The following is a 19904-nucleotide window of genomic DNA, read 5'->3' as shown; positions in this document are numbered from 1 at the left end:
AGCACTACATTTCTATTCATCCTTGTAAAAGCCTCCCTCGGGAGGTTTTTTTTTGCTCGTAGAGAAATACTCCCCCCTACTTCCATAATCAAAAACGCAATTATCGCGCTCCACTTTTAACGATGCGTTCGAACAATGTCAGTCACAACAATAGATGGACTCCTCCACGCCGACTTAATTTTTTTGCCGATCTGGTCGCCCTATTTATTTGAGAAATACAGGTTTCTCATAGAGGAAAAGGGGAAACTCCCAAGGTGGAACTTCCACTTCCTCCTCGCCATGAAAAGTCAATCTAACTTATTGATATTGGTGACTTTTCATTTTGGGCACACATCTTGCGATAGTGAAAACATATTCGACTTGATGATGCATAACACACTTTAACAGAGGGAACGACCTCATGAGTTCGTTAGATCCAATTAGCATGGCAACCCAGCTGGCCACATTCGATGTTCAGCCTTTTCAGCAGCGCGACCAAATGCAAGCTGATCGCTATCAGTCACAGCTGACGGCACTGAGCAAAGTAGAAAGCGCATTACGCGAGTTCCGTACTGCCATGAATGAAATGAACAGCACGACCAGCAGCATCATCAAAAACAGCGCGACCGTGTCACAGGATGGCTATTTTACGGCCAACGCTGATGCGACTGCACTGGCTGGCAGCTACCAAATTTTTGTCGAACAAATCGCATCCGCACATCAAGTCTCCGCAGATATGCCAGTAGACTTAGATTCAACGACTGAAATCCCAACCGTTGGGACATTGGATCTCACCATCAACGGTGAAACAATGTCTTTGGATCTCGCTACGGTTGATACAGATGGCGATGGTATCGCGACTATGGCCGACTTGGTCAGCGCGATCAATAACGACAGCGCTAATCCGGGCGTCAACGCGACACTAGTACGTTCCAATGGTCAAACCCATTTCATGCTCTCCAGCTCAGAAACTGGCGTTGCCAACCGCATCAGCGTAAGCGCATCTGGTACTGGTCAAGCGTGGTTTGAAGATGCATTTACCAATTTAAATGAGATTAGTGCACCAAAAGACGCAGTGATATGGCTTGGTGAAGAAGGCAGTGGTCTGCAGCTCACCAACTCCAGCAATACCTTCCAAGGCTTCATTTACGGTGTCGACATTACTGTATCCAAAGCCCAAACAGCAGGTGAAGCACCACTTAGCTTAAACGTGGGTGCCGACGCTGAGGCAACCAAAGAGCAAGTCAATCAGTTTGTCGAGGCATACAACTCGCTGATCGCGACTTTAGACACATACACTAAGATCGGCGGTGAAGACGAAAAACGTGGCGTACTGGCCAGTGATCCCACCCTGCGTTCGATTGAAAGCCAATTGACCAGCATCGTCCGTAATGAATTCAATGGAATGCGTCTTAGCGATGTCGGTATCACTATCAGTCGCGAAGGTAAAATGAGCATTGATAGCGAGAAATTCGATGAGGCTCAACAAACCAATGGCGCAGCACTGGAAGCCATGTTTAACGGTGAAGGTGCGCTCCTCAGCACGCTCGATTCAATGGCTGAACCATTCCTTAAATTTTCTTCCGGCTTGTTTAGTTCACGCAAGGACGCTTTGCAAGCAGGCCTTGATCGCTTAGACGACAAGCAAGCCAAGTTAGAACGCAAATATGAGATGTCTTACAACCGCTATCTCAAGCAGTTCACACACATGAATTCCCTCATGACTCAAATGAACCAAACCATGTCGATGTTTGGTTAACGCTTTTTAGGAGAAACTCTTATGCTCATGGATTCCGGCTATGACTCGTATCAACAAGTCGACCTCGATGCCCAGGCAGCCTCTGCCAACCCTCATCAATTAGTGGTCATGCTGATTGATGGCCTGCTCGATGAAATCGAACGCATTCGTGGCCATTTGGCAGCTGGTCGTCTGGCTGAAAAAGGTGCCAGCATTAACAAATGCATGAACATTTTAATCGGCCTGAGCAGTGCTTTGGATGATGAGAATGGCGGTGAAATTGCGACCAATCTACAGCAACTGTACGACTTCTGCCAGGTAGAGCTTTACTACGCCAGTACTCAGAACGATGCAGACCGCTTGACCAATGTAGAACGCGTCATGGGCAACATTCGAGAAGGTTGGGTGAATTTTGGACAGAATGCATAAAGTTTCTCCTGAGCGATTTCGTCATCTGTCTCAGTTGATCCTAATCGCAACCAAAATGGCCGATTGGCAGGCGCTAGAACGCCATGACTTGCAGCTCCGGGAGCTGCTTGTCAGCCATAAGCCGTTTCTTAATGATCCAAAACTCGCACCGGAAATCCAACGCGCAAGGCAAGTACACGATAACGCATTAAAAGCGCTAGCAAAGGCAACCAGCGAGTTAAAGCAAGAAATGGAGTTAGTCAGCGCACAGCAAGAACGCGCCGTGGCTTACCAATTTGCTATGACCATGGAGACGTCAGAATGATTACGCTTGCGACTCACGCTAACGCAGCCGACTCAACCAGTAAACTGGGCAAAACTGAAACAAAAATTGCAGGTGCACGAGTAGACTCAGCAACGCCATCGCTTGATAACGCAGCTTCCGAGGCTGCGCAGCAACAAGCGACTTCTGCGCTTATCTTTCAATTGCCGGAACTCTCCACCAATGGGACTGCTCAAACACCATCAGCGTCTGATCTGGATGCCCAACAAGATGTCTCTCTAGAGGGCGCTCTCTCGTTGCTCGACAATACGGAGCAGCCAGCGAACTTGTTGACTCTACAAGCCCAAGCAATGAACAAGCATATGTTGGAGTTCACGAACCGATCACCTGTTTCGGTTTCAACGTCAGAGCACCAACTCACTGCGTCGTTAACTACGCAGCTAAATAGGTCACCGCAAGAACTGGCGAGCTACACGGGTTCTAAGCAGAGTCAGTCCGATATCTCAGCGGTGATTCAGCAAACGTTACCCCAAGGCACGACCCAAAGCGCGAATGGAGCCTTTCAGCTCAATATCACCCCAGCAACGGTTACTCAGTCGCCCGCACCTAATCTGCCAGCACCTAGCCAAGCTCAAAGCTCAGAATGGGCTTCAGTTCGAATCGACACTCAGGCTGGAAAATGGGGAGAGCAAATGATGCAAGTTCTGCATGATCGCGTGACCCTTCAAGCACAACAAAACTTGCAAGAAGCCAAGATTCGCCTTGACCCTCCAGAACTGGGGAAACTGGACCTCATGGTACGAGTAGAAGGTGACCGCTTGAGCGTCCAAATCAACGCCAGTGCCACTGCAACCCGAGAAGCGCTCATGCAAGTATCGGAACGCTTACGTGCGGAACTGCAACAACAAAACTTCGTGCATGTAGATGTGAATGTTGGCTCGGATCAAGGGCAACGGCATCAATCTCCCCAGCAGGCGGATGAAGACGTCATCATTTTCGCAAACCGCGAATTTGCCGCACGACAAACACAATCAACAACAGACTATTCAGAACACTGGCTCAACACACAAGCCTAGTTAATCATCGAGGAAAAGGTAATGACCAAACCACAAATGATCTCCATGTTTTTCGCTATGATCATCACCAGCGCCCTCGTGTCGGCAGGGACACTGGCTGGCGGTATTTGGTGGCTGACAAAATCTGGCGAAGGGCTGAGTTTAACAAGCTCTCCCCTAGCGTTTCTCTCCGAGAATCAACCAGAAGAAGAATATAAAGGTCCGAGCTTCCACCCTTTAGATAAACTCGTGTTAACCGTCAAAGGTAAGAAACAAACGCATTTTGTGATGTTAGAACTGGCTATCGAAACTCGTCGCCTGGAACGTATCCAACAAATCGATAGCTACATGCCAATGATACAAAACGAAATGCTAAAGCTCTTTAGTGACAAAACGTTTGACGAGCTACAGCAAACTGGTGCAATCGACGTTTTGCAAGGTGAAGTAAAGGAAACCTTACTTAAAGCCTTTGAAAAAACCAACCTCGTGCACGATATCGAGGATGTGCTACTCACCAAATACGTTGTGCAGTAAGGAATACAGCTATGCTGGAGATGAACTTACAGGACAGCTACTCAGCAACAGAAGAGTTTGACGTTCCATCGGTAAACATCGACGAGAGCAAACTGTTGCAGCGTCATCAGCTTATGGTTAAACGGGTCGTCAATCAGCTCAGAGCACACGCTACTTCCCATTGCAGTATTGAAGACATGCAACAAATTGGCCTGATTGCGCTTATTGAAGCCGGCCGACGTTACGGTAACGTAGAAGACCCGAACTTCCCTGCGTTTGCGGTATGCAGAGTTCGCGGCGCTATTCTCGACGAACTAAGACGTTTGGATTGGCGTTCACGTAAAACCCGCCAGCAAGCACACGAACTTAATGATGTGACCCGTGACCTCACTCGTCAACTCGGGCGACAACCTACCGACGCTGAAATCATTAAAGCGCTGGGAACCGACGAGCAAGATTACTACGCGCGACAAAATGCCGCGCTAGCCGGTGAACTTCAGAGTTTGGACCAACTGCTTGAAGGAGGAATGGACAGCAGCCTAAGTAGCCATTACGACGGGATGGAACACGAGCACATACGCCGAAGTTTAGGCACGGCTCTCAACAAGCTCTCCAAACGTGATCAACTTCTGCTGACACTGTTTTACCAACACGAGCTCAATTTACATGAAATTGCACTTGTTTTAGACCTGACACCTCCCCGTATTTGTCAGCTTCACAAGCAAGCGTTAGAACAACTCAACCTTTTTATGACTTCTTAGGAGTTAACAATGCAAAAATTGCTTGGCGCACTCGTCATCCTTATGAGTGTTTTTGGCGGATATATGTGGGCAGGCGGTAGCATGCTTGCTATTTGGCAACCAGCGGAAATTCTCATCATTGTAGGCGCAGCGCTTGGTGCCACCATTGTCGGTAACCCACCACAGGTATTGAAGGAAATGCGACGTCAATTCCGTATGGTGATGTCTGCGCCCAAAAATGAAACTGAGTACTACATGGAGCTGATGGCATTACTGCAAGTGTTATTAGAAACCGTTCGCAGCTCTGGCTTCAAATCTCTTGATAGCCACATCGAAAATCCAGAGCAAAGTCCAATTTTTGCCAAATATCCGCTAGTTTCCGCTGATTTTCGCCTCGTTTCTTTCATAACGGACAATTTGCGTTTAATGGCAATGGGACAAATGTCGCCTCATGAGTTAGAGGGAATGTTAGAAGAAGAGATCGAAGCCATTCAAACTAATCTACTTTTGCCAGCGCGTTCAATGCAACGAACGGCAGAAGCGTTACCAGGCTTCGGTATCTTAGCGGCGGTCGGCGGTATTATCATCACTATGCAAGCCATTGATGGTTCAATTGCATTGATTGGCTACCATGTCGCCTCTGCCCTAGTAGGAACATTCATTGGAATTTTCGGGTGTTACTGTTTGTTGGATCCATTGAGTAACGCCATGGCACAGCGTGTTAAACGCGATATGTCGGCTTTTGAATGCGTTCGAGCAACACTGGTTGCTTATATTGCTAAAAAACCAACACTTCTCGCGATTGATGCTGGCCGTAAACACATTCAGCTAGACATAAAGCCAACGTTTAACGAAATGGAGAAATGGCTGGCTGACCAGGAGGGTTAATGCAAAAGCACGAACATGTAGTGGTAAAACGTTCGAAAAGCCGTGCACATGATGAAGTTCATGGCGGAGCATGGAAAGTCGCGTTTGCCGATTTTATGATTGCACTTATGGCACTGTTTCTAGTGATGTGGATGCTACAAGTTGCCGACAAAGAAGAGCGTAAAGCGATTGTCGCTCACTTGAATAGCATGAGCATGTTCGACCAAAATTTAGGGAACCCTTTTGACATATCGCAAAGTATCTCCCCTATCGACTTGGCACAGGATTCCTCGGTGCCAAGTCGCCATGATTCCAATCATATCGTCACTTCATTTTTCAGGGGTGACGGCGATGGTCCAGAAATGGATTCTTTGATCCCAGGTAATTTCGATACGCAAGAACAGCTCGCTATGCTCGCAAAAATCATTGACCAAGTCATGGGGCAGAGCAGTGCTCAGGGTAATGTTCATGTTACGGTGACACCTCAAGGTCTGCGTATCGTTTTACAAGATGACTACAAGCAACATATGTTTAGCCGTGGTGGTTCGCGCCTGACTCCGTTTTTCGAAGATCTCTTGTTAGAACTTGCCCCCATTTTTGAGCGCATTGCTAACCCAATCATCATTAGCGGACATACAGACTCAACTCCGTTTAGCCGCAGTACGTCAAATCGGTCAAACTGGGATTTGTCAACGTCGCGAGCGAACGTTGCGCGTCAAACGCTCATTGAAGGCGGCATGCCAGACGAACGCGTTCTGCAAGTCACTGGCATGTCTGACCGTGCACTGTTGAACGTAGACGAGCCAGACTCAAGCGAGAACCGCCGTATTGAACTGTTTGTACTCACTACTCCCGCCACACAAGTCCTACAAACCTTTTTTGGTAACGGCGCAGATAGCGAACTACAGAAAGCGAAAGAAAAGGCCGAGTTCAATCAGCCTGTTATTCGTCAGAAATTAATAAACCTTCCGGTTGAACAAAGCTCTTCTAAGCAAGCTCTGCAAGACCTATAACTCAACATATGGGTCTCTTTCCTCAAGGAGGAGACCCATCTTAAAAGTACCCATTTATTGATTCTGTTTGAGCTGCTTATGGAACAACAATTCAGCGACACACCAAACAAAGACATACTCAAAAAAGCATTTCTGTGGCTGATTATCTTTGATTATCTGCTGCTGGCCTTTTTTCTACTTCAGCTTTCCCACCTAACGCTCAATAGTGGCACTATCATCAGCCTATTGCTGCTGCTTTACAATATTCTGCTGACGTTTCTCTGCTTCCAGCGCACCAATAATCGGGATTCTTATATCATCTATCCCACGCTTTCTGCGACGTTATTGGCCTTTATCTGTTTTCTGTATTTTTTCTTTTTGGTTTGAATACACTGCCAGAGTTAGAAAACTATTTTTCCCCTCGTTCGTTGATACGAAACAATGGAAATAGCATTTCTATCGGGGAGAGATATAGGGAACCCGTATCTTAAAGGAAGTGAACGTAAAAAAGGCTTCATATTAAGAAGCCTTGTATTCTATTTGAGCAAAGTAGCTATTTAATTAAACAGTGCAACTATTTAAGCAGCGCAAGCTATTTAAGAAGAGCTACAACGGTGTGTCGTCGGACATTGGCTTGTGCATTCAAAGCTTGAAATGCCGAGGTAAACTGATTTGAAGCTGACTGGAACGCGTCCAATTTGCTATTTACTTCCGTCACAGAAAGTACGTTCGTGTTACTTTCAATCACGCGCATTTGAGTATTCAACTGACCATGGAATTCTTTCACCTTTTCCAGACTGGTTTGCACTTGTCTGAGGTGATGATTCACTTTCGCAATACTCTGTTTTATCCCTTCGCGAGATCCCAAATCAAAGCGAAGCTCGGCAATTCCATCCGGCTCCGCTTTTAAATTAAGCGCATTGGCTTGCCCAGCCGGAAAACGGTGCCCCTCGCCCGTGACGAACACTTTCTCTTGCATCTGCTGATAAGCGCCTTCGCGTGCTTCAAACAGGATATTGCCATCTTCAGCCAAACTGGCACGCATGCCCATCGCTATCAAGCTTCTGTCGAGCATTTTTACCGTGCGTTGCCCATCAGACTGGCCGTCAAACTGAATCATCACTGATTGCCCTTGAGGGAAGTCCAAACGTATTTGCTCCGCTTTCTCATTCAGTCTCTGTACGTTTAGCCCAGGGATCGAAAAACGGCGGATATCCGCTTTATCAAACTTGAGGTTCAACTCATTGTCGATGACTTTTTTGCCATCAAAGCGTGCTTGTTCAACAACTTGACCAATCGTCTGTTTTGCACGAGATAGCTTCTCCTGTAAGCCAGGAACGTTATTAGCCCCTTTACCAAGAGCTTGCGTTAACCCGCGTTTTATATCTGTCAGCTCTTTGCCTACTGTTTGCAGTGATTTCGCTGCGATTTGTACCGATGTAGCGTGTTGCTGACCTTGAGCCAACATCACGCCTGATACAGAATAGGTTTGAACAGAATCAGCTTGAACCGCCGTCGAGCGTGGCGTCACCACTCTGCTGGAGTCCGCAGAGCGTGTAGGCATGATAGAGGTTTGTTCCTGTCCTGTCAGACGAATACTGTGCGGTCTAACCTCTACTGTGCTCATTACCATAGTCAATTTTCCTAGACTTAAATACGGTCAAAAAGGTTGAGATCATTAATTTTGACGTAGCTAGCTTGAGTTGCTTCTAGCGCAGCCATGAAGTTGCTCAAACGTACCGATGCCTCTCCATAATCTAATGCAGAAAGGTCGCTGGTTACTTTGTCAACAAACAGCTTATTTTCACCGTGCGCGCTGCCCATCAAATCAAGGTTGTTGTGGCGACCACCAATTTCTGTCATCGAACCCAATACGTTTGCCAACGTATCATCGATAGCTACTAAGCTATTGTCTACTTCGGTATAAAAATTTGGACTCGGATTATCAAATTCTGCAATAAGTACGTCTATTTGGTTTAACACGTTTTGACCGCCGCCTAAATTTAAAATTTCCTGCGCGGTCATGTTCGATTCCATCGTCACACCTTTAGCTACCGTGACAACGCGTTTGTCGCTATTCCCTTCAACGACATAACTGCCACTGGCGCTATTCACTGCGGCGGTATTCGTCAATGTACCAGAAAACAGGTAATGGCCTTCTTCGTCCTGTGCGTTGAAAGACGATGCGATAGAGTCTCTCAGGCTCTTGAGTTCGGTTATCATGCCATCGCGATCCACGTCCGTGAGCGATCCATTTGAGCCCCAAAGTACCAAATCACGCATGTTTTTAAGGCTTTCGCTAATGGAGTCCAAATACACTTCTTGGCTAGATAACGTGGTTTTTACGTTCGCAATATTGTTCTGGTATTGATCAATCGCGCTGCCTTCTCGATCCAAGTTAAGCAACTTAATCGAAGCCATCGGATCATCAGAAAGTTTGGTCAGACGATCGCCTGTCGCCATCTGCTGCAATACGTGACCAAGGCCAGCATTATTGGTTTGCAAACTTTGCAGCATCATTTGGCTAAATTGAGTATCACTGATTCTCATGTTTCACTCCTTATCAAAACAGCTGCAACACAGAGTCGAACAACTGGTTCGCGGTACTGATCACTTTCATATTGGCGTTATGGGCATTGGCAAACGTCATCAAATTCGCCGCTTCTTCATCACTATTGACGGCACTCACATTATCGCGCGCTGCTATTGCTTGTTGATTCATAGCAGACTTAGCTTGGTAGTCAGAATCCGCCTGGCGTGTTTTTATCGCCAATTCTCCGACCATCGCAGTAAACGCATCATTAAGGCTTAGTGAACCAAAACCAGAGACTGTGACAGGTTTATTGCCAAGGGCGATAAGACCTTGCAACACATCCGCATTACCTGGTGCGCCGTCGCTCGACAAGGCTAACTGCTCTGGCGTGATATCGGTGATATCCAAACTGGCCGCTGGATTGGCAGGATCATAACTAAACAAAGCAGTCCCTGGATTACCCTGCAAATCGATCCCTGAAGCAAGCACACTGTTAAATTCATCTGCCAGCGCTTTTGCCATGTCGTCTATGGCATTCTTATAAGGCTTCAATACTTCCGTCTGATAATCAGAAATCGCCCCCACATTGCCACCGACTGATCCTGAAACGGCAAAAGTCTGTTTGCCGAACTCAACATGCAGACTCGCCATATACGCATCGGTCGGATCCGGAATGGCTTTAAGTTGACTGAAATCACCGCCCATCACCAGTGGCTGACCCGACGTCAGTGTCACCTGAATACTACCGTCTGCTTGATCGGTCGTTTTCACTTCCACTAACTTCGATAGCTCTCCAATCAACGCATCGCGGGTATCCATCAGTTGAGCGGGGTTACCGCCCGTTCCCTGCATTTCAACAATCTGTTTGTTTACCTGAGCAATATTACTCATCACACCATTGGCATGTGAGATCGCGGCATTGCGCTGATCATTCATGTCTTTGTGCTGGTTGTGCAAAGACTCCGTCAAGGTGTTGAAGCGGCGAGCCAATGCTTCTGATTCATTGATGATTTGCTGTCGATAAGGTATCGATTCAGGCTTAACCGTCGCGTCATTCAGCGCGGCATACAAGGTGTCCAAACCTGCTGAAAGATTGAACCCATCGGCCCCTAGCGTGTTTTCTAACTGGCTTATTGCCCCCATATATCCGGAGGCATACGATTGTAGGCTGTTAGTTGACCACACTTGCTTAACTAAGAATTGGTCCGTCACACGGCGAATACTGGTGACTTCCACACCCATTCCCGCGCTTAAGTGATCGTACTTACTGCCGCCAACTGACGCCATCATCGCCTGCTGACGACTATAGCCGGGCGTGTTAACGTTCGCGACATTTTGGGCAGTGACATCTAAGGCGACGCGACTTGAATTCATCCCTGAAAGGGCGATATTAACAAGGTTCATTTACAGCTCCATTTTCCTAATCAACGGCTGAGAAAACGCGGTTGTCAAACCGGCCCCACCGAGTGCTTGTCTTACTAAGGCGACCTCAGGTGCTGCAGGATTAACTGAAGTCTCAGATGTTAAGGTTTTACTAGCAGCGGAGTGTGAGGCTTCTTCCAACTTTCCCTCAAGTTGGACTGACGTAGGTTGTACATCATTGGCAGGGGCGACGTGCCGAGTTGATTCAAACGCAACTTCTCTCATTGATGGCGAGAGCTGTTGAACCAACATATCGGCAATGCCTGAATTCTGCTTTTTGGCCAATTCGATAGCCAATTGGCCATCATACATATCGCGGAAAACACCTTGCTGCTGGCTGGAAAATGGGCTGTCTTCTGCCGCCATTACATCACTGCTACTGCGCATCTGACGCAGCACCATCTGCAAAAACATGGCCTCAAACTGGCCCGCTACTGCTTCCAGCGCACCTTGCTGATCATGGCTGTTTTTGATCGTCGCCAGCGCACTGTTGTCGTGATAAAGCATTGAATTAAACTGTGCGTGATCATTCACATTATCGACATTCATGCTTGTCTCCTTAAATCACTACCAATTCCGCATTAAGCGCACCAGCTTCATTCAGAGCCTGCAAAATTGAGATTAAATCTGTAGGCGTTGCCCCTAAGCTGTTCACGGCATTGACGATCGTATTGAGCTCTGTACCCGGAGGCCAAATCACCATCTTAGCTTGCTCTTCTTCAACATCAATGCGGGTTTGATCGGTGACTGTGGTCTCGCCTTTCGCAAATGCATTCGGCTGGCTGACTTGTTGCGATTCTGAAATGCTCACCGTCAGATTACCGTGACTAACCGCGGCCTCGCTGACCTTAACATTCTTGCCGATCACCACCGTGCCAGTACGGGAGTTAAATACGATTCGCGCTGGTTTTCTACCTTCGGTGACACTCATTTCTTCCAACATCGACATCATTACGACCCGTTGCTGAGTATCCATTGGAGCACGCATATTCACTCTTGCTTTGTTAACAGCCACCGCGACCTTAGGGCCAAAGGCGTTGTTGATTTCACGGGCAATATTTTTCGCCGTCGTGAAACTCGGCTTGCGTAAGTTGAGCGTGATTTCATTACGTTCATTGAAGTCTGTATGAATTTCGCGCTCCAATGTTGCGCCATTAGGTATGCGGCCAGCGGTAGGCGTATTAACTGCGACTTTAGAACCGCTTTTACCTTCCGCAGATAACCCTCCTACGACAACATTACCTTGCGCCACCGCATAGACTTCACCGTCAATACCACGTAGAGGGGTAAGCAATAAGGTACCGCCACGTAAACTTTTCGCGTCACCAATCGAAGAAACCACGACATTTAGCGTTTGACCAAGCCCTGCCATGGGATCAACCGTCGCGATCACACTGACCGAAGCCACGTTTCTTAACTTGGGGTTCATGCCGTCATCAATCTGCACGCCAAACTGACGCAGCATATTGGTAATAGATTGGGACGTGAATTTCACTTGGTTGCGATCGCCCTGACCGTCCAGACCAACGACCAAACCATAACCGACCAACTGGTTTTCTCGAATGCCCTGAACATCCACTAAATCCATGATCGGAATTCTCACTTCCGCCTCTGACGGTGCACTAATACCGAGTGCTAATACCATCAGGAGAGTGGTCAAAAATACGTTATGTAACTTCATTAAAATGGTACCCACGGGCTGTTAAAGAATTGCGTTAGCCAACCAGCAGCATTGCTGTCAGCCAAAGCACCGCGCCCAGCGTAAGTGATGCGTGCATCACCAATACGTTGCGAAGAAACTCGGTTACTACGGCTGATATCATCAACCCGTATAATACCGGTCAGGCGAATGAACTCGTCACCTTGGTTGAGACGCAGCCACTTTTCACCGCTGATACGCAACACGCCGTTTGGCATAACTTCATGTACCGTAACGGTGATGGAACCTTGCAGTTTGTTGCCTTGAGAGCTGGATGCGTTGCCATCAAAACTGCGGCTACCATCAACACCAGCAGACAGATCATCGAAGGTTTTATTACCAATGCTCGGTGCTGCGAAGTTGATACTCGAGCTCTTTCCAAACTTCGTACCCGCTTTTTTGCTGGATTCCGTTTCTTCAGACAGTTCTACTGTCAGGATATCGCCAACGCGATAAGCGCGGCGATCTTGGAATAATGTCATCGTATATTGGTGACGATAAAGGCTGCCGGACCTTGCTTCAGGCAAAGCATAATCCAATGGTGGCGGCGCAAATTTCTCTGTATCAGGCTCAGGAGGTATGAACTCCTGACGACCAGCACATCCCACCAGCAACACAACCGCTACTGCCCAACTGTTAGAAAGCCATTTCATTGCTTTTTCCTTCATCACCACCACTTCCGCTATACGGATTGCGCCACAAACTTGAGCATGTCGTCCGCCGCTGAGACCACTTTGGCATTCATTTCATACGCACGTTGCGTCGTGATCATGTCGACCATTTCTTCCACAACCTGTACGTTTGAGCCTTCCAGTGAGCCCTGTTTTATGCTGCCAGCACCCTCTTCACCGGCAATCAGCTCTTCTGCCTCACCGCTGGCCTCCGTTTGACGAAATAGGTTTCCACCCACAGCTTCTAAACCCGCAGGGTTGATAAATTTGGCTAAGGTAATTTGGCCAAGCTGTGTAGGCGCTGGATCATCGGCCGTCGTAATACTGACCGTACCATCGACCCCAACAGAAAAAGAGTTCGCGTTAGCCGGAATCTGGATTTGTGGCTCAAGTGGTAGGCCTTGGCTATTCACCATCAAGCCTTCCGAGTTAACATGAAACTGGCCGTTTCTGGTGTACATGATTTGGCCGTCAGAGTTTTCAATTTGGAAAAAACCCTGCCCCATGACCGCCAGATCCATCTCTTGCGCGGTGTTTTGAGTGTTGCCCTGAGTAAAGACTTTTTGCGTGCCAACAACGCGTACGCCGCTACCTAGCTGTACACCGCTAGGCAGTTCGTTCACTTGGTCGACTTGAGCGCCTGGCTGGCGCTGAATGCTGTAGAACAAGTCTTCAAATACGACGCGATCACGTTTAAATCCAACGGTGTTTACGTTGGCTAAGTTGTTAGAAATGGCAGTCATCTTAGTGTCCTGCGCCGCCATCCCGGTTTTACTTACCCATAAAGCTGAGTGCATTGTTTATTCTCCTTTGGAACGAGAGTTATCTCGCTGCCATCAATTTATTGCCTGCCTGAGCCAGCGTTTCTGCGGTTTTCATCATGCGTACTTGCATTTCAAAATTCCGCGTCAGTGACATCACGTTTAGTAGCTCATCAATCGCCGACACGTTGCTGCCTTCAATATGTTCTGGTGCCAGCTGTACCGTTTCATCAATAGGAAAAGGAACGCCATCTACGCTGTGCAACAAACTGTCGCTCTCTTTTTGCAGCTGCGCAGCAGGTGGATTAACCAATTTCAGAGTCCCCACTTCGATTTCTGCACCACCACCCGGTGGTACAACCGACACGCGACCACGTTCACTGATTTCGATTTTTTGATAATCCGGCACTAGCATTGGGCCATTCTGGCTAAGGACCGGGAAGCCGTTGATACTCATGGCTCCAAAAGTGTCCACCTTAATGTTACCCGCGCGGGTATAGGCTTCTCCGCCCAGTGGAGTTTCAACCGCTAGGTAACCATCTCCGGTGATCGCGACGTCCAGTGGACGACCGGTTTTGATGATGTCGCCGGAATCAAAGCGGGTAGAGGCAGAGTTGGTTACAACCATGGTGCGGCCATCAAAACCAGCACCTTGTAGTTGAACACTCTGCACTCGTTCCATATCTGCGCGAAAACCCGCAGTGTCGGCATTAGACAAGTTATTTGAGCGAACATGTTGCGCTTTCATAACTCGGCTAGCACCGGAAGTGGCAGTAAATAACAAGCTATCCATGACCTACTCCGTTAAACCGCGTTAAACAGCGCTTGAGTCAACTTGTCATTGGTTGAGATTGTTTTGGCATTAGCCTGGTAATTACGTTGAGCGGTCATCAGCGCGACCAGCTCGTTGGTGAGATCAACGTTTGAGCCTTCAAGTGCGCCAGGTGTAAGGTCACCCAAGGTACCTGTACCCGGAACGCCCATGATTGGTGCGCCGGAGCTAAAGCTCTGTGTCCAAGCGGTACCAGTAACGTTCGACAAACCTTGTGGGTTCGCAAAATCTGCCAAGACGACTTGGCCCTGTAACTGTGACTGACCATTAGTGTAGGTCGCGTATACCATGCCGTTGTTTTCAACGCGTACACCCGCTAGCTCACCTGACGTGTAACCATTTGGATTATTAGTACTAACCCCAAACGCTGCACCAAACTGTGTGCTGCCGTCTAGGCTAATATCAATGCTCATCGGATTCGCACCTGCCGCTGGAAACGACACATTGTAAGTTCCCGTTGGTGATCCTAACGTACCGTCACTATTGAAAGTAACTGGAATACTAGTAACTGGCGTTGAACCACCATCGACCTGCACGTTAACTTGCCAAGTATTGTCAGCCGTCTTAGTAAAGTACTGCGTCGCCGTATGAGAATTACCTAGTGAGTCGTAGACCTTTGTGGTGTAAGAAGAGTTAAACGACTTAGGGTCGTTTGGATCAAATGCGACTGCTGTTGCATCGTAGCTAGGGTCCATCGGATCGAGTTGAGGGTCACCTGCCGGCACCAAGTTAATCGCACTCGTACTCGCGTCAAAGTTCGCAACAAAGTCTAAGGTCGTCGTCGCTTTTGCCGCCAAAGACGAAGTCGAGACTTTTATATCCCCTACCGCACCTGTCATTAGGTTGTTATTACCGTCGACACTGTAGCCTTGTAATTTTGCCCCAGAGTTAGAGACCACGACATTGTTTTTGTCCGTACCAAAGACACCTGAACGGGTATACAACATCTGACCCATGTTATCTTTAGTGACGAAAAAACCACTGCCGTTAATGGCGAGGTCCATCGCACGGCCAGTACCGCTCACCGAACCATTCTTGTCAAAGTTCTGCGAAATCGACGCCACTTCAACCCCGCCTGGCTGCATGCCGTTATAAACTGCCGCAAATTCAGTACGCGCTTCTTTGAAACCGTAGGTCGATGCGTTTGCAATATTGTGGCTGATTGTGTTCAGCTCGGTATTGGTCGCATCTAAACCACTTAGTGCAATGTTAAAACTCATAATTCACCTTTTGTCCGTATTTGGCTATGCACCAAACTGCGTTATTTGATAGAAAGGCACACTGCCGACACCCTCAACGTTAACGAGTGCCGCACCGCCTGTATTAGGAATTCTTACTTGTTCTACTTGCCCTGAGAGCAAAATATTTGGGCTGGCTTGGCCATCCTGAACTTCGACCGATACCGTATATTTACCGGGTTTAAGCCCTAATTCTTCTGGGTTGATGGAAAAATCCACATCCCCTGCCCGATGCGCACCTAGCGGCACTTTGGTCGATTGACCGTATTCGTCATTAACCACCAGCGTGACTTGATTCGAAGCATGCTCAAGTTCAACCTTACCGTTTTGTACCCCTTCGCCTAGTTCAAACTCGTTACTCGAAACGTAGACCGTTTGACCAACTAGCCCGGCCGTTGACAGAACCTGCATGTTGTCCATCAATACCATGCTGTTTTGCATTAGGCTGGACATGTTTTCCATGCTTTGCACTTGAGAAAACTGCGCCAGCTGACCAACATATTCAGTTCCGTCCAGTGGATTGAGCGGATCCTGATTTTGGATTTGCGCCACCATCAAGTTAATGAATTCGTTTTCTAGTGCTGTCGCACTATTCATGTCCTGTGGATTGGCGGAAATTCCTCCGGTATCAGCTTGATTTGCCGAAACTGGCGCGTCACCTGAAAGTGCTGTGTATTGTGCGAGACTCATCAGCTACCCTGCCCCAGTTTTAGTAACCCTTGCTGCATGCTTTTTACGTTAGCAAGTACTTCTACATTGGTTTCGAAACTACGCGTTGCCGACATCATGTCCGCCATTTCGGCCACCACATCGATATCCGGGTAGTACACATATCCTTCGTCGTTAGCCAACGGATTACTGGGTTCAAAACGCTTTTCAGCTTGACCCGCATTTTCCACCACATCGACAATGCGAACTTCCGCATTCGGATAGATGCTGTTGCTGCTGGTCATTTGAGTTTTGCTGTATACCGTTGCAAACACTGGTTTTAAAGCTTTGTAAGCATCATCTGGGTTTGCAGACACCGCATCGGCGTTCGCCAAGTTACTGGCTACAGTGTTCAGACGGACGGTTTGAGCCGTCATGGCTGAACCAGCGATAGAATAAATATCGGTAAATGACATTGTTAACGTCCCTCAATCGCTTTCGCTAAGCCGTTAAATTTCATGTTGAGAAATGTCAGGCTGGTTTGAAAGTCCATGTTGTTTTGGGTGAATTTGGCTTGTTCAACGCCTAGCTCAACCGTATTGCCATCGTTGCTGTTCTGATAGGGAATCGAATATTGGCTCTCCACCTTCAACTTCTGCACGGGTTTGTCGACACTGGCCGGTGATATCTGACCCATGACAGTAGTAAAACTCAGGTCTCTGGCTAGGTATCCTGGTGTATCAACATTTGCTAGGTTACTGGCAAGGACTTTGGTACGCTGCACACGAAAATTCAGTGCCTCTGGATGCACACCTAACGCATTTTCAAATGTGATCGCCATGTCTCTTTCCTTTAAGTCAGCTCGAATACAGGTAATTAGAGACAAGATACGTGCCATAAAAAAACAGGCTACTTTTCAATGATTTACAAATACAGTAGGAAGACAAACTTCCGACTATCGGAAACCACACAAAACAAGGGGAAACAAGCCATTTCCTCGCTGTTCCTATTGCTGGGAATGACGACGCCTTTAGCTGTAAGCGCACAGGTCGAAACACTATCTGAGCAAAGATTAGGGCAGTATATTGGTAGAGACTTTGAACAAGAGATCGCATCTCAAGCGCAATTACAGCACTGGAAAAATTACAAATTGGATTACAAAATATGGGTTCCAGGCGCAGCCAACCACCTACCCGTTTGTCCCAGTGAATTGGTGATTACTGGACGTGATAATCACACTCTGCCAGTGGGGAACCTCAAACGCTCTGTTAGCTGCCCATCTGTAGATTCTGCTTGGCGGATCAGCGTCACAATCAAGTCCGCAATTACCCTTCCGGTTGTCGTTGCGAAAGTCTCGATGGGACGCGGTGAAGTGGTGCCAGTCGCCAACCTGAAACTGGAATCTCGCACTCTGACTCGTCAAGAAGACTTTTATACTAACCTAACCGACGCAACCGGGCTTGAAACAACTCGCCGTATTCGTGCAGGGCAAATCGTAAACCCCAATAACCTGAGTGCACCACCACTGATTGAAAAGGGAAACGAAGTGGTGATTGTTGCCAGCAAGGCTGGATTTACTGCCACTACCAAAGGTGTCGCCTTAGAGGATGGTAAGAAAAATCAACAGATTGACGTAAGAAACAGCGCATCTGACAAGGTGATAAAAGCGGTTGTGACTGGGAGAAACCGAGTCCATACCCAGTTTTGATTTGGACTCAAGTTATCATTTTTGAACTTTGCTTCTCGTAACTGCGGGGAGAATTGGAGTAAAAAATAAATCGCAATTGGATTTAATGTTCATTAAACACTGGCCGCCTACTCAATTTAGGAGATGTTGATTGAGGACCAAAGAATGAAAATCGATAAAGTAGCGGGCGGTCATGTTCTGCAAACAAAACTTCAGCAAACTAGCAAAAAACCGTTAGAAACGCCTGCTTCAAGTACAGTCAGTGAGAACACAGTCCAGACCAATACCGCGGCAATCGATCGCGCTCAGGTAGAGCTGGCGTCCCTTCCTGATGTTGACATGGAAAAAGTAGAAGCTATTCGAAATGCACTCTTGCGTGGAGAGTTAGGCCTCGACACCAAAGCATTATCTCAGGCGATCATGCAGTTCCACACTGGGCACGAATGAGCCCAATCTCAACAGGAGTGTGAGCCATGGCGACAAGCCGCTCTCAACTAATTCAAACGTTTGTACGTACGATAGCCCGCGACATTAAGCTGTATCAGCAGCTGTTACCGTTACTTCAGAACCAGAAGTCACTCTATTTGCAATTCGATGGGCAAGCACTAAGCGACAATATTCAGCAACAGATGCCAATTCTCAATCAACTAAGCGACTCTGCTAAAGAAAGACACTCATGTTTGCAACAGCTGGGTCTGAGCACCAATGAACATAGCGTCAATAAGTTAATGAGCGTGTTACCAAAACATCTCACCCCGCAATTAAGACAGCAATGGAGTACGCTGAAAAACCTGATTAAGCAATGCCAACAACTTAATCAAAGCAACGGGCAAAGCTCAGCCGCGTTTCACGAATTATTAAACCAGGTCAAGAACCCTGTTCAGCACACTTATGAAGAGCGAACGTTTTAAGCCATTTTCACTTATCGAGCTGATGCGCAGGCAAGTTCGTCAAATTAACGCAGTCGGGTGTTTTTGGGTGGCGGCTTGCCTATTCGCTACAACGCCCGTAATCGCTGCCCCGCAACAGCGTGATATTGTGCATGAACTCAACCTTCTAAAACCTTATCAATCACATATAACCAAGCGTCTGACTCAGTTCAAACCACTCATAAACCGTATATTTGATCAACTAGATGGCCAGTCACTTCCTGCAAGTCTGGTATTAGTGCCTATGCTGGAGTCATCATTTGATGTTAATGCCGTGTCCCATGCAAATGCAGCAGGCTTGTGGCAACTGATACCAGCAACAGCACAACGCTTTGGATTACAAGTAGATAAAGATAAGGATCAACGTTTCGATAGCAACGCCAGTACACAAGCTGCTCTGAAATACTTACACTTCTTATACAATAAATTTGATCAAGATCTGGCGTTAACTCTCGCCGCCTACAATGCAGGTGAAGGCCGAGTCGCAAGGGCCATAAAACGTGCTAACAGCAGGCAATTTTCTCGCCTCACATTACCTCATGAAACACGTCAATATGTGCATCGATTTTATGCGCTTAAAGTACTCATTGACGTCGAAAAGTTAAAAGGTAAATCTTTTCAACCACTGTTTCTGTTTGCAAATGGCGTGAATGACAATCGGTTACCGCTGGTGGATCTCGCCCCGTTACCACCTTTGATCACGCTTTAGCTGTTTAGACTTACTAGCGCTTGTAATCCAGCTCTGAAATGCATTACCCGCCTACTTACAATTCATAATTTCATAACAATTTTCAAATAAATTGAATACAAACCTGTTCTAGATCATGAGAACACTGTGAGACATCACGCATAATAGCGCGCACTAACTTGTGGTTAGACCTGATTAAATCACATGGATAAATATGAAAG

The 19904-nt window shown here is 47.4% G+C and carries 25 protein-coding genes; 13 read left to right on the top strand and 12 right to left on the bottom strand.

Annotated elements, in window-relative coordinates:
* Positions 1 to 400 precede the first annotated feature (400 nt).
* From fliD to NP165_RS18615, 9 genes are all read left to right on the top strand, one after another.
* Positions 401 to 1738: a flagellar filament capping protein FliD gene (fliD, locus tag NP165_RS18655; RefSeq protein WP_257085968.1), complete on the top strand. Its 1338-nt coding sequence runs from the start codon at positions 401 to 403 to the stop codon at positions 1736 to 1738.
* Positions 1739 to 1759: 21 nt separating this feature from the next.
* Positions 1760 to 2146: a flagellar export chaperone FliS gene (gene fliS, locus NP165_RS18650; RefSeq protein WP_257085967.1), complete on the top strand. Its 387-nt coding sequence runs from the start codon at positions 1760 to 1762 to the stop codon at positions 2144 to 2146.
* Positions 2130 to 2450 carry a LafD gene (locus tag NP165_RS18645; protein WP_257085966.1) on the top strand — a complete coding sequence of 107 codons (321 nt, stop codon included), beginning with the start codon at positions 2130 to 2132 and terminating at the stop codon, positions 2448 to 2450. The genes fliS and NP165_RS18645 overlap by 17 nt, the downstream gene beginning before the upstream one ends.
* Positions 2447 to 3484: a flagellar hook-length control protein FliK gene (locus NP165_RS18640; RefSeq protein WP_257085965.1), complete on the top strand. Its 1038-nt coding sequence runs from the start codon at positions 2447 to 2449 to the stop codon at positions 3482 to 3484. The genes NP165_RS18645 and NP165_RS18640 overlap by 4 nt, the downstream gene beginning before the upstream one ends.
* 21 nt (positions 3485 to 3505) lie before the next feature.
* Positions 3506 to 3997 carry a flagellar basal body-associated FliL family protein gene (locus NP165_RS18635; protein ID WP_257085964.1) on the top strand — a complete coding sequence of 164 codons (492 nt, stop codon included), beginning with the start codon at positions 3506 to 3508 and terminating at the stop codon, positions 3995 to 3997.
* 11 nt (positions 3998 to 4008) lie between these two features.
* A complete protein-coding gene (locus tag NP165_RS18630) occupies positions 4009 to 4737 on the top strand; it encodes a FliA/WhiG family RNA polymerase sigma factor (protein WP_257085963.1) in 729 nt (242 codons plus the stop codon).
* 9 nt (positions 4738 to 4746) lie between these two features.
* A complete protein-coding gene (gene motA, locus NP165_RS18625; RefSeq protein WP_257085962.1) occupies positions 4747 to 5604 on the top strand; it encodes a flagellar motor stator protein MotA in 858 nt (285 codons plus the stop codon).
* On the top strand, positions 5604 to 6596 hold the full coding sequence (locus NP165_RS18620; protein ID WP_257085961.1) for a flagellar motor protein MotB: 993 nt from the start codon (positions 5604 to 5606) through the stop codon (positions 6594 to 6596). The genes motA and NP165_RS18620 overlap by 1 nt, the downstream gene beginning before the upstream one ends.
* 78 nt (positions 6597 to 6674) lie before the next feature.
* Positions 6675 to 6962: a hypothetical protein gene (locus NP165_RS18615; RefSeq protein WP_257085960.1), complete on the top strand. Its 288-nt coding sequence runs from the start codon at positions 6675 to 6677 to the stop codon at positions 6960 to 6962.
* Positions 6963 to 7167: 205 nt separating this feature from the next.
* Here NP165_RS18615 and NP165_RS18610 read toward each other — a convergent pair whose 3' ends face one another.
* From NP165_RS18610 to flgB, 12 genes are read right to left on the bottom strand one after another with little or no spacing between them, the layout of a single operon-like run.
* Positions 7168 to 8208 carry a flagellin gene (locus NP165_RS18610; RefSeq protein ID WP_257085959.1) on the bottom strand — a complete coding sequence of 347 codons (1041 nt, stop codon included), beginning with the start codon at positions 8206 to 8208 and terminating at the stop codon, positions 7168 to 7170.
* Between the two features lie 17 nt (positions 8209 to 8225).
* Positions 8226 to 9125 (bottom strand): flagellar hook-associated protein FlgL, encoded by a 900-nt coding sequence (gene flgL / locus NP165_RS18605; RefSeq protein ID WP_257085958.1) that lies wholly within the window; start codon positions 9123 to 9125, stop codon positions 8226 to 8228.
* A gap of 13 nt (positions 9126 to 9138) precedes the next feature.
* On the bottom strand, positions 9139 to 10512 hold the full coding sequence (flgK, locus tag NP165_RS18600; protein ID WP_257085957.1) for a flagellar hook-associated protein FlgK: 1374 nt from the start codon (positions 10510 to 10512) through the stop codon (positions 9139 to 9141).
* Entirely contained in the window at positions 10513 to 11079 is a 567-nt protein-coding gene (locus NP165_RS18595) for a rod-binding protein (protein ID WP_257085956.1), read from the bottom strand.
* 10 nt (positions 11080 to 11089) lie between these two features.
* Positions 11090 to 12211, bottom strand: a complete 1122-nt coding sequence (locus NP165_RS18590; RefSeq protein WP_257085955.1) for a flagellar basal body P-ring protein FlgI — start codon at positions 12209 to 12211, stop codon at positions 11090 to 11092.
* Entirely contained in the window at positions 12211 to 12882 is a 672-nt protein-coding gene (flgH, locus tag NP165_RS18585; protein WP_257085954.1) for a flagellar basal body L-ring protein FlgH, read from the bottom strand. The genes NP165_RS18590 and flgH overlap by 1 nt, the downstream gene beginning before the upstream one ends.
* Before the next feature lie 29 nt (positions 12883 to 12911).
* On the bottom strand, positions 12912 to 13697 hold the full coding sequence (flgG, locus tag NP165_RS18580) for a flagellar basal-body rod protein FlgG (RefSeq protein WP_257085953.1): 786 nt from the start codon (positions 13695 to 13697) through the stop codon (positions 12912 to 12914).
* 25 nt (positions 13698 to 13722) lie between these two features.
* A complete protein-coding gene (gene flgF, locus NP165_RS18575; protein ID WP_257085952.1) occupies positions 13723 to 14454 on the bottom strand; it encodes a flagellar basal-body rod protein FlgF in 732 nt (243 codons plus the stop codon).
* Positions 14455 to 14465: 11 nt separating this feature from the next.
* Positions 14466 to 15713: a flagellar hook protein FlgE gene (flgE, locus tag NP165_RS18570; protein WP_257085951.1), complete on the bottom strand. Its 1248-nt coding sequence runs from the start codon at positions 15711 to 15713 to the stop codon at positions 14466 to 14468.
* A gap of 24 nt (positions 15714 to 15737) precedes the next feature.
* Entirely contained in the window at positions 15738 to 16421 is a 684-nt protein-coding gene (gene flgD / locus NP165_RS18565; RefSeq protein WP_257085950.1) for a flagellar hook assembly protein FlgD, read from the bottom strand.
* Positions 16421 to 16855: a flagellar basal body rod protein FlgC gene (gene flgC, locus NP165_RS18560; RefSeq protein ID WP_257085949.1), complete on the bottom strand. Its 435-nt coding sequence runs from the start codon at positions 16853 to 16855 to the stop codon at positions 16421 to 16423. Before flgC ends, flgD begins: the two co-directional genes overlap by 1 nt.
* Before the next feature lie 2 nt (positions 16856 to 16857).
* Positions 16858 to 17220, bottom strand: a complete 363-nt coding sequence (gene flgB, locus NP165_RS18555) for a flagellar basal body rod protein FlgB (RefSeq protein WP_257085948.1) — start codon at positions 17218 to 17220, stop codon at positions 16858 to 16860.
* Positions 17221 to 17298: 78 nt separating this feature from the next.
* Between flgB and flgA the strand changes: the two genes are divergently transcribed.
* The 4 genes from flgA (at position 17299) to NP165_RS18535 (ending at position 19704) form a co-directional block, all read left to right on the top strand.
* Entirely contained in the window at positions 17299 to 18087 is a 789-nt protein-coding gene (gene flgA, locus NP165_RS18550; protein WP_257085947.1) for a flagellar basal body P-ring formation chaperone FlgA, read from the top strand.
* Positions 18088 to 18231: 144 nt separating this feature from the next.
* Positions 18232 to 18513, top strand: a complete 282-nt coding sequence (gene flgM, locus NP165_RS18545) for a flagellar biosynthesis anti-sigma factor FlgM (RefSeq protein ID WP_257085946.1) — start codon at positions 18232 to 18234, stop codon at positions 18511 to 18513.
* Between the two features lie 26 nt (positions 18514 to 18539).
* Positions 18540 to 18977 carry a flagellar export chaperone FlgN gene (gene flgN / locus NP165_RS18540; RefSeq protein ID WP_257085945.1) on the top strand — a complete coding sequence of 146 codons (438 nt, stop codon included), beginning with the start codon at positions 18540 to 18542 and terminating at the stop codon, positions 18975 to 18977.
* Complete coding sequence (locus NP165_RS18535; RefSeq protein ID WP_257085944.1) at positions 18958 to 19704, top strand: lytic transglycosylase domain-containing protein; 747 nt, start codon at positions 18958 to 18960, stop codon at positions 19702 to 19704. The genes flgN and NP165_RS18535 overlap by 20 nt, the downstream gene beginning before the upstream one ends.
* Positions 19705 to 19904: the final 200 nt, after the last annotated feature.

This window comes from Vibrio japonicus (assembly GCF_024582835.1).
GTDB lineage: Bacteria > Pseudomonadota > Gammaproteobacteria > Enterobacterales > Vibrionaceae > Vibrio > Vibrio japonicus.
The sequence above is the reverse complement of the archived record's forward strand: the minus strand, read 5'-3'. Positions and strand labels throughout refer to the sequence as shown.

Bases quoted from the DNA above. Each gene is read 5' to 3' on its own strand.
- fliD (WP_257085968.1), top strand. From the start codon at position 401: ATGAGTTCGTTAGATCCAATTAGCATGGCAACCCAGCTGGCCACATTC.
- fliS (WP_257085967.1), top strand. From the start codon at position 1,760: ATGCTCATGGATTCCGGCTATGACTCGTATCAACAAGTCGACCTCGAT.
- NP165_RS18640 (WP_257085965.1), top strand. From the start codon at position 2,447: ATGATTACGCTTGCGACTCACGCTAACGCAGCCGACTCAACCAGTAAA.
- NP165_RS18635 (WP_257085964.1), top strand. From the start codon at position 3,506: ATGACCAAACCACAAATGATCTCCATGTTTTTCGCTATGATCATCACC.
- NP165_RS18630 (WP_257085963.1), top strand. From the start codon at position 4,009: ATGCTGGAGATGAACTTACAGGACAGCTACTCAGCAACAGAAGAGTTT.
- motA (WP_257085962.1), top strand. From the start codon at position 4,747: ATGCAAAAATTGCTTGGCGCACTCGTCATCCTTATGAGTGTTTTTGGC.
- NP165_RS18620 (WP_257085961.1), top strand. From the start codon at position 5,604: ATGCAAAAGCACGAACATGTAGTGGTAAAACGTTCGAAAAGCCGTGCA.
- NP165_RS18615 (WP_257085960.1), top strand. From the start codon at position 6,675: ATGGAACAACAATTCAGCGACACACCAAACAAAGACATACTCAAAAAA.
- NP165_RS18610 (WP_257085959.1), bottom strand. From the start codon at position 8,208: ATGGTAATGAGCACAGTAGAGGTTAGACCGCACAGTATTCGTCTGACA.
- flgL (WP_257085958.1), bottom strand. From the start codon at position 9,125: ATGAGAATCAGTGATACTCAATTTAGCCAAATGATGCTGCAAAGTTTG.
- flgK (WP_257085957.1), bottom strand. From the start codon at position 10,512: ATGAACCTTGTTAATATCGCCCTTTCAGGGATGAATTCAAGTCGCGTC.
- NP165_RS18595 (WP_257085956.1), bottom strand. From the start codon at position 11,079: ATGAATGTCGATAATGTGAATGATCACGCACAGTTTAATTCAATGCTT.
- NP165_RS18590 (WP_257085955.1), bottom strand. From the start codon at position 12,211: ATGAAGTTACATAACGTATTTTTGACCACTCTCCTGATGGTATTAGCA.
- flgH (WP_257085954.1), bottom strand. From the start codon at position 12,882: ATGAAATGGCTTTCTAACAGTTGGGCAGTAGCGGTTGTGTTGCTGGTG.
- flgG (WP_257085953.1), bottom strand. From the start codon at position 13,697: ATGCACTCAGCTTTATGGGTAAGTAAAACCGGGATGGCGGCGCAGGAC.
- flgF (WP_257085952.1), bottom strand. From the start codon at position 14,454: ATGGATAGCTTGTTATTTACTGCCACTTCCGGTGCTAGCCGAGTTATG.
- flgE (WP_257085951.1), bottom strand. From the start codon at position 15,713: ATGAGTTTTAACATTGCACTAAGTGGTTTAGATGCGACCAATACCGAG.
- flgD (WP_257085950.1), bottom strand. From the start codon at position 16,421: ATGAGTCTCGCACAATACACAGCACTTTCAGGTGACGCGCCAGTTTCG.
- flgC (WP_257085949.1), bottom strand. From the start codon at position 16,855: ATGTCATTTACCGATATTTATTCTATCGCTGGTTCAGCCATGACGGCT.
- flgB (WP_257085948.1), bottom strand. From the start codon at position 17,220: ATGGCGATCACATTTGAAAATGCGTTAGGTGTGCATCCAGAGGCACTG.
- flgA (WP_257085947.1), top strand. From the start codon at position 17,299: ATGATTTACAAATACAGTAGGAAGACAAACTTCCGACTATCGGAAACC.
- flgM (WP_257085946.1), top strand. From the start codon at position 18,232: ATGAAAATCGATAAAGTAGCGGGCGGTCATGTTCTGCAAACAAAACTT.
- flgN (WP_257085945.1), top strand. From the start codon at position 18,540: ATGGCGACAAGCCGCTCTCAACTAATTCAAACGTTTGTACGTACGATA.
- NP165_RS18535 (WP_257085944.1), top strand. From the start codon at position 18,958: ATGAAGAGCGAACGTTTTAAGCCATTTTCACTTATCGAGCTGATGCGC.